The organism is Sinorhizobium terangae (assembly GCF_009601505.1).
GTDB lineage: Bacteria > Pseudomonadota > Alphaproteobacteria > Rhizobiales > Rhizobiaceae > Sinorhizobium > Sinorhizobium terangae.
Map to the genome: position 1 here is coordinate 1 of NZ_WITC01000096.1, position 6,789 is coordinate 6,789.

The 6,789-nt window shown below is 57.1% G+C and carries 6 protein-coding genes and 2 pseudogenes; 6 read left to right on the forward strand and 2 right to left on the reverse strand.

Annotation, left to right across the window (positions count from 1 at the left end; all coding sequences use genetic code 11):
* The coding region (locus tag GHK62_RS22615) for a hypothetical protein (RefSeq protein ID WP_234887004.1) at nucleotides 1-316 on the forward strand (316 nt) is incomplete at its 5' end.
* Here GHK62_RS22615 and GHK62_RS22620 read toward each other — a convergent pair.
* Nucleotides 305-701 (reverse strand): annotated as a pseudogene (locus GHK62_RS22620) (tyrosine-type recombinase/integrase); the annotation flags it as partial. The gene GHK62_RS22615 and the pseudogene GHK62_RS22620 overlap by 12 nt on opposite strands.
* A 345-nt stretch (nucleotides 702-1,046) precedes the next feature.
* On the opposite strand from GHK62_RS22620, the pseudogene GHK62_RS22625 reads away from it, so the two are divergent.
* From GHK62_RS22625 to GHK62_RS22635, 3 genes and pseudogenes are all read left to right on the forward strand, one after another.
* A pseudogene (locus tag GHK62_RS22625) lies at nucleotides 1,047-1,728 on the forward strand (IS6 family transposase); the annotation flags it as partial.
* A gap of 164 nt (nucleotides 1,729-1,892) precedes the next feature.
* Nucleotides 1,893-2,693, forward strand: a complete 801-nt coding sequence (locus GHK62_RS22630; protein WP_153441321.1) for a class I SAM-dependent methyltransferase — start codon at nucleotides 1,893-1,895, stop codon at nucleotides 2,691-2,693.
* 117 nt (nucleotides 2,694-2,810) lie between these two features.
* Nucleotides 2,811-3,167, forward strand: coding sequence for a nucleoside triphosphate pyrophosphohydrolase family protein (locus tag GHK62_RS22635; RefSeq protein WP_153441322.1), 357 nt, complete (start codon nucleotides 2,811-2,813; stop codon nucleotides 3,165-3,167).
* 362 nt (nucleotides 3,168-3,529) lie between these two features.
* Here the strand turns inward: GHK62_RS22635 and GHK62_RS22640 are convergent, their stop codons facing one another.
* Nucleotides 3,530-3,736 (reverse strand): hypothetical protein, encoded by a 207-nt coding sequence (locus GHK62_RS22640; RefSeq protein ID WP_153441323.1) that lies wholly within the window; start codon nucleotides 3,734-3,736, stop codon nucleotides 3,530-3,532.
* A gap of 875 nt (nucleotides 3,737-4,611) precedes the next feature.
* Between GHK62_RS22640 and GHK62_RS22645 the strand changes: the two genes are divergently transcribed.
* Nucleotides 4,612-4,992, forward strand: a complete 381-nt coding sequence (locus GHK62_RS22645) for a hypothetical protein (RefSeq protein WP_153441324.1) — start codon at nucleotides 4,612-4,614, stop codon at nucleotides 4,990-4,992.
* Between the two features lie 114 nt (nucleotides 4,993-5,106).
* The coding region (locus GHK62_RS22650; protein WP_272950342.1) for a formyltransferase family protein at nucleotides 5,107-6,789 on the forward strand (1,683 nt) is incomplete at its 3' end.

Here is a 6,789-nt window from a genome sequence, read left to right on the forward strand (position 1 = left end):
ACAGTATTTTGCGGCCAAAGCCGAGCTGGAGAGCCTGAAAGGACAATTGGAGGCGGCACGACAGGCAGTCGGCGAGGCGATCGCCGTATTCTACGATCCCCGCCAGAACGCCGAGCACGCCGCCGACCTGCAACGCTCGCATCGCTTGAGGGGAGAGATGGCGTCGCTGATGCAGCGTGCTGAAGCCTGGGGCAGGGCAGCATCGGGTGCTGACCGGCACGATAGATCGGAGGCGGAAGCGGAACCGGAAGAATGGCAGCCGTTTGAGAGGCGAGCCGATGCACTCTTCGGTACGTCGTCACGGTTAGACGATTAGCCGGGCCGCTCGTCCATTCTTTCGTTCCGCGTTGTTGTAGTAGCTCGCCGCTTGGGTGACCGATTTGTGCAGTGACTGCTGCATCGCTTCCGGCAGGGAAACACCGCGGTTGGCCGCCTCGGTCAGATAGCCGGACCGAAGTCCATGGGCGGAAAATAGTGCCGGATCGAGGCCGGCCTGTTTGCAGCGACTTTTCAGGATCAGGTTGACCGACTGCGGCGTCAGCGCCCGCCGGTCGATGTTGTCCGCTGATCGATGCGCTGGATCGGTCGTTCCTTGATCTCGGCTTCGGTCAGCCATCGCTTAAGGCGGTGCGCTGGCCGATCAAAAGCACGTGCTCGCTGTCGTCGCTCGTTGTGGTTCTAGTGCGACCAAGATGAATTGTGATGCAGGCGCGGAGGGGAGTTCGTGTCGTGATCGAACAGACCATCGAGGACATAGACGACCTCGCTTTCGGTCGGGCTGATCGGTAATATGTATGTTTGTAGCGTCCGCGACAAAATGTAGTCCGACCTAGTTTCCTGCTCCACATTAAACCGCTGATATTACAAGGCCATTCTTGCCTGGTTCACTTTCTACGTAATTGGCACGAATTTTGAAATTTCTCCGGCGACGCGTCGCGAACGAGAACCGTGGCCCACTGATCGCCTCGCGCCGTAAGAGGAGGCTTATGTTCACTGGCGGCATCGTAATGTTAACGGACCTTGGAATTCGATGTGGATGATGACCTATGACGAACCGTGAGCCGTTTTATCGCCGCCACCGCTTCCCCGCTGAACTAATTGTCCACGCCGTTTGGCTCTATTTCCGTTCTCCTCTCAGCCTGCGGATGGTCGGGGACATGCTGGCTGCGCGTTGGATTATCATCTCGCATCAGGCGGTCCGGGTGTTGGCGGAGAAATTTGGGTGAGCCTTTGCCAATGACATCCGCCGCCGCTCATCCGGTCGTCTCGGTGATTAAGTGGCACCTCGATGAGACCGTCATTTCGATCCGAGGCAAGAAGCACTGGTTCTGGCGCGCCGTCGATCAAGACGGGTTCGTCCTGGAGGTTCTGGTACAAAGCCGCTGCAATGCCAAGGCGGGCAAGCGCTTGATCCATAAGCTATTGAAGAGCCGAGGCCAAGTACCACGAGTGATGATTACCGACAAGCTTCCCTCCTACGATGCTGCAAGGCGCGAGATCATGCCGGGTGTCGAGTACGACTCTCACAAACGCTTGAACAATCAAGCGGAGAATTCTCATCAGCCATTTCGGCGACGAGAGCGGCTCATGAAGCGCTTCAAGTCAAAGCGACATTTGCAACACCTCGTATCCATCCATGATCCGATTGCCAACCTGGTTCATATCGCTCGCCACGACATCACTTCCAGCCATCATCGCGAACTGCCCGCCGCAGCGATGAACCTGTGGGTGCAAAATCGCTCAAGGATACGCGGCCGAGTCGACCGGCGGTCTGCTATTGGCTCGTCGCCGTTAAGTTACGATGCCCTGCCGGCACATGCCGGAGACCACGGTGACCAACACCGTCAGCCACACCATCCCAAAGGGGCGATCATGTGAAAGGAGATTTGAACATGGATGGAGAATATTCGTTTCACCAAGAGGATGTGGATCGAACGTTTTCTAAGCTCTCCGCACACTGGAGCCACAAGAGCTCTCGCGTGCAGAAGGGGGGTGGTGTACGGAATCGGCTGATCCAACTCCTGCTCTCGATCTTGAACACGTCGGACAGTCTGCTTGACGTCGGTTGTGGTGACGGAAAAGTTGCGACACTCCTCCGCCAACGGAGCGTAAAAAACGAGATTACAATGATTGATGGCGCCGAAGGAATGGTTTCCGCAGCACGCGATCGATTTAGCAACGACCCTCAGGCGGAGGTAGCCTGTGCTCACTTGGAGGATTACGTCGTAACAGAAAAGCGGAAATTTGAAGTAATATCAGCATTGCAAGTGCTTCATCACGTCGCAAATTTGCGGTCTTTTATCGAGTCCGCCCGGAGCGGGCTAAAGGAAAATGGCTACATGGTAGCGTTGACGGTCGGTCCGAGCTTCCATGCGGAGGCCATACCGTTTCATACGCCTGTGAATGATCCCCTCGGCAGACGCTCTTCCTTGGAATGGGCGGAGTCATTCAGATCTGCAGGCTTTTTCGTGGAAACGGTAATTGATGATTACTTTTGTATACAATTTCCAGGTCCTGAGGATTATTTAGAGTATTTGAGAAGTATCGGTTCAATCTCAAAAATGACCCGTTACAGGAGTGAAAGTGGATGCGCCGCTACCCACGCGCTGGCTTCTCTAACGGATTCGGACGGTCCGTTGGCATTAACCGGACATCACGTAACTATCGTCGCCCAAAAAATGGGTGGACATTAGTGCGCGCATTTCACGCCCTCTTGGCCTAGCGAGGCGGACATGTGTTCTGGTTGTCAATCGGCGTCGCTTTGGATGCCAACACCCGACCTTTTCACCAATCAAAATGGGCGAGCCCTTATGACAAATACACTTTCTGCCTCTGAGAAAATTCAGAGTGATGCCGCTCGCGAAGGGTTTGCTTGGCCAGACATTGTTGCTGCTCTGGACAAGGTGCAGGAAGAGCTTGATGAGCTGCGCGAGTGTGCCGACAATTGTGATTCCAATGCCTTTTTTGAAGAGTTTGGGGATCTCCTCTTTGCTTGTGTCGGCTTAGCGATCCCCTCGGGGCGTTCCGCTGTTTCAGCGCTACAACACGCAAACCACAAATTCTCTGAACGCTATAGCCGTATGAAGCGAGGAATGACCGAAGCCGGCCAGGATTTGTGCTCATCAAGCCTGAAGGAGAAACTAGAGCATTGGAACGTCTGCAAATAACAAATTTCATTCGTCTCGCATTTCATAGGTCTCGACGAGACTTGCCTTAGAGCGGTTTCCACACGAACTGAATCGACCTGAATTGAACTAACCCGCTGCCGCTGCCGATGAAATCAAGCAGCTACATCTATGGAAAGCACGCAACGAGCGCCGTGGCGGTGTTGTGCCCTTGGGGCCTATACCGACGGACGAGAGCAGGCCTGTGCCCCCTGCCGAGTTCATTCCGGTTGCAGAAGAACCGGCCAGATTGGCCCGCTCCGTTCGCGGTTGAGAGTCACCGCCTACCAGCTGTTCGCGTCGCGTTGGCGCTCCTCGACGGCTCGCCGCATGGCGTCCTCACGCCCACACTCGTACTTCTCCATCTAGTAGGAGATCAGAGATTGCCAACGGCCTTCATCCATGATGGCGAAGACGTTCCTGAATTCCTGTTTGACCGCTGATTTGCTCTTAGCTGGCGCAGACCGCCGATGAACTTGACAGCACACGGAGCACGCCAGCAGTCCGATGACGCTCCCAACCAGCAGGCTGAAAACGTTTTCCTGGCCGAGGAAGTCGCTCGGAAAAGCCATGGGCAGCTACCTTAAATCGCGATCGAAGCGCACCCTCTCTTGCCCGCCAAAAGGAAGCTCCGATGGCGGCGATGATCTCCTGATCGGTCACAGGCTGGCAGCGCGATTGTCGCGACCAAGAACCGTTCTCGTGATCTCTCGCCCGGGCGGGCAGTGCGAACATAATGCTTGCCGACCTCCCGCAAGTCTCCGAATGCGGATCGGGTGACCTCCCGCTCGTTGAAGCCAGTCGCTACCCCGCGCACGTCACCCTGTGCAACAGAGGATGCATCATAGCGGCGAAAACTCGTGTCCCGTCTGTCACCTTAATCGGTAGAGCTCTCGGCGCACCTCACGTTGACCAGATTGTCGGGTTTGTCTAGTCCGCGACGTGGTGATGTTCTGTGGGCGCGTCGCCACTCTCAGCAAGTCTTTGAATAATATCGAAGAACAGATTTCTGAGGCTCTTCCTGTGCAGCTGGCACGTTTCTTGAATCTCTTTCGGTACCCGTCGGAGGGACTGCCGACGGGCAAGACGGATGACCGTTTGATCGTAGAAAAGGAGACAACAATGAAGACCAAAATGACAGCCTATGGTGTGTCCGAACTAACTCCCGAAGATGCATCCAAAACTTCAGGAGGACTGGGCACAGTTGTTCCAATTTCCCCTGGTGTTGGTTTTGGGGAGCCTCCGTGCTGGCCGCGGTTTGGTGATGGTGGGCGCTTCGAGCTCAATTTGAGATAATCTCTAAAGAGCATAGGGGGTGCCCCCCCCTATGACTCGGTCGGATCGCCGCAAAGTCCCTATTCCGAACCTGGATGCAGCGAGCCTTGCCGATAGGCCGTAGATCATCGCTCAGTGCTCTTGCCCACTGACGAAGAGCGTCGGCTGGGCCGTGAGCGCACAGCGCATCGGTTCTGACGATTTACAAGACATGCTGAAGGCAAGTGTCAATATGGCGCTCGACACGGGAACGGCAACTGGAGCGGACGGTGAATGCGACGATGCAGCCAAAGCGATCGCCTATTCGACTGACGACGCCTCTATCTCAGGGCCGTCCTCCCTGGCGCTCCGGCAAGTGCTGCGGTCCTACACTCGTGCTTGCGGGTTTCGCCGCATACGTCGAGAGTTGGAGGAGCTGCGCATCTATCTGGGTCGTCTATTCAGCGATATTTGCTGCAAGATTGCCGGAAACGGGGGCCCTGAAAGCCGTTTGGCCGCTGCGGCTGGTTTGAGCCGCTACGTGGCGCGGCGCTTGGGTGGGAAATGCCGGTGAGCGAATTGCTGGAGGGTAGAGATGACGCATTGCTCTTCGCCGGAACACGTAAGCCCTTACGAACCAAGTGGTCGGTACGGGCAACGCCCTGCAGCCCCTTCGAGACGCTCGAGCATGTTTATTGGCAGTGGCACGCTCGCGATCAGCTGCGCTCAGCTCGCAATGGAGATGGGCCACGACATTCGCGCGGTGCTATCTGCCGACACCATATTCGCCGATTGGGCGGCTTGCGCCAACATCTCGGTTGTAGCCAGTGTTGAAGAGCTCTCGACGTTGCTTGCCACCGAGCCGGTGGAGTGGATTTTTTCCGCAGCCAATCCGTTCCTATTGCCGGCGGAGGTATTCGGACGAGCGCGTCAAGGCGCTTTCAACTATCACGACGGACCGTTGCCGCGATATGCGGGGACGCACGCGACGTCCTGGGCACTGCTGGCCCAGGAGAGCGAACATGCCATCACCTGGCATCGGATCGATGACGGTGTTGATACCGGGGATGTCGCGGTTCAGCGCCAGGTTTTGATTGCCCCCACCGACACGGCGCTGAGCTTGAACCTCAAATGTTATGAGGCCGCTGTCGAGGGCTTCCGCGAGCTTTTAACAGGCTTAGCGAATGCAGAGCTCCGTCTCCGCCCGCAGGCACTGGCGGACAGAAGCTATTTCCCGAGACATCGACGCCCGGATGCTGCGGGCTGCCTGCGATGGCATCGATCCGCGCAGGACTTGTCGGCGATGACACGTGCCTTGGACTTTGGACCGTATCATCCCAATCCATTGTGTCTGCCCAAGGCTCTCGTGGGCGATGATGTTGTCATCGTCAGGCGTTTGGAGGTGCTGCCTCGACGCTCGGGTCTTCCGGCCGGTTGCCTGCTTGAACTCCACCCCAGCCACTGGTGTGTGGCGACGGGAACGCAGGATGTTGATGTTTGGTTTGCCAGCTTGGATGGTCAGGCTGTGGACGCGCTTGCTCGCGCGAGGCACTGCGGTCTCGACGCAGGCGATCGCCTTCCGATCTTGAGCGATGAGCAGGCGCGCAGCCTGAGAGCTGCACATGAGGAGATAGCACCTCAAGAGGATTTTTGGCGACAGCGGCTTGAGCAGTTTAAAATCTTGCAGCTCCCTTTCTTGTCCTCTTGCCCAGCCGAGGCACCGCCCAAATGGCAGTCGAGTTGGTGGCAGCGAGCCAGTGGCTTGGTTGAGCTGCCTGCCAAGGATCGTGTGGAACACCTGTTAACCGCTTGGCTGGTCTATCTCGCGCGCGTCACGGGCGAGGCAGAGTTTCAAGTGGGATGGACCCCGGCGCCGAAAGCTTCGCGAGCCGGCTTGCCAGCGGGGGAGGCCCAGATCGCTTCCGTCGTGCCGATGGAAATTACCATTGATCTAACCCATGATTTCGCAGCCGTGCGCAGGGCAGTGGCGGCCGAATGGGATCGGCTGAAGGAACACGATAGCTTTGCGCGGGATCTTATCGCGCGCTACCCGACCTTGCGCACTATGAAGGCGCTACGGTCGCGCCGGCCCTGGCCGATTGGCATCACAATTACTGCAAACAGCTGGTCTGCCGCTGGCGTTCTGACGTCGAGCCGAAGCGCTGGGGCACCCCAATGCGGTGAGGTGCTGACATTTGAGGTTTGCGATGTGGATGGGAGCTTCCGTTGGCATTTTGATGCCAATCGATTGGCACCCAAGCAGATCGATCGCATGACACAGCATCTGCAAAATCTCTTGAGTGGTGAGATCGCCGATGTCGAGCAGCCGGTCGGCCGCATCGACATCCTGCCGGCCGACGAGCGGGCCTAT

Coding starts and splice junctions, on each gene's coding strand:
- GHK62_RS22630 (WP_153441321.1), top strand. CDS start 1,893: ATGGATGGAGAATATTCGTTTCACCAAGAGGATGTGGATCGAACGTTT.
- GHK62_RS22635 (WP_153441322.1), top strand. CDS start 2,811: ATGACAAATACACTTTCTGCCTCTGAGAAAATTCAGAGTGATGCCGCT.
- GHK62_RS22640 (WP_153441323.1), bottom strand. CDS start 3,736: ATGGCTTTTCCGAGCGACTTCCTCGGCCAGGAAAACGTTTTCAGCCTG.